The 954-nt window shown below is 75.4% G+C and carries 1 protein-coding gene; it reads right to left on the minus strand.

Going from position 1 to position 954, the window contains the following annotated elements; genetic code table 11:
* Positions 1–31: 31 nt before the first annotated feature.
* Positions 32–954 (minus strand): histidine kinase dimerization/phosphoacceptor domain -containing protein (locus FV222_RS27400; protein WP_147816283.1); only part of this gene is annotated, 923 nt, incomplete at its 5' end.

The raw sequence follows: 954 nt of genomic DNA on the forward strand, positions 1-954 counted from the left end.
GGGCCGGCGCGCCGAGACCCGCGAGGGCCCGTCAGGCCCGGAACGACAGCACGGCCCGCGTGCCGACGCGGTCGGGGACGTAGCACAGGCCCGAGCGCAGGTTCGTCGCCATCGCCCGGACGATGCGCGAGCCGAGGCCGGTGCCGCGCGGCCGGCCTTCGCCGGTCCAGCCGATCCCGTCGTCCTCGACGGCGAGCTCGAGGGTGTCCTCGGCGCGGCGCCGGAGCTCGACCCGGATCTCGCCGGCCGCGTCCACGGGGTAGGCGTACTTGTAGGCGTTGGTGACGAGCTCGGTCACGACCACGCCGACGGAGACCGCCTTGTCGGTGGCGAGCCGCACCGGGTCGGCGCTCAGCCGGATGGCGTGGTCGCGCCCCGAGGCCCGCATCGCCGCCTGCAGCTCCTCGACGAGGCTGGCGAGGTAGGCGTCGAGCTCGACCGCCTCGACGTCGTCGGAGGTGTAGAGCCGGCGGTGGATGCCGGCGATGGCCGAGATCCGCGCCTGCATCTCCTCGAGCGCCGCCTTGGCGGCCGGGTCCGAGACGGCGCTGGTCTGCATGTGCGTCAGCGCCGCCACCAGGGCGAGCGAGTTGGCGACCCGGTGGTTGACCTCGCGCAGCAGCATCACGGCGTGGTCGCGCGCCGCGCGCACCTCCGCCTCGGCGCGCTCCTTGTCCCGGCGCAGCGCCTCCTGGCGCAGCGCGGTGTCGATGGCGCCGCCGAGCAGTTCGCGGAACTGCCCCTGCACGTCCTTCCAGACGTAGTCGACCGCCCCGGCCTTCAGCGCGGCGACGGCGACCCGGCTGTCCTCGGAGCCGGTGACGTAGACCACCGGCGGCGCATCGGGCAGCGCGCGGATCGCCGGGAGCACGTCGAGGCCGGTCTGCCCCGGCATGTGGTGGTCGAGGGCGACGACGTCGATGCCGCCCTGGGCCAGCCGCGCCAGCCCCGCGT

Source organism: Methylobacterium sp. WL103 (assembly GCF_008039885.1).
Lineage (GTDB): Bacteria > Pseudomonadota > Alphaproteobacteria > Rhizobiales > Beijerinckiaceae > Methylobacterium > Methylobacterium cerastii.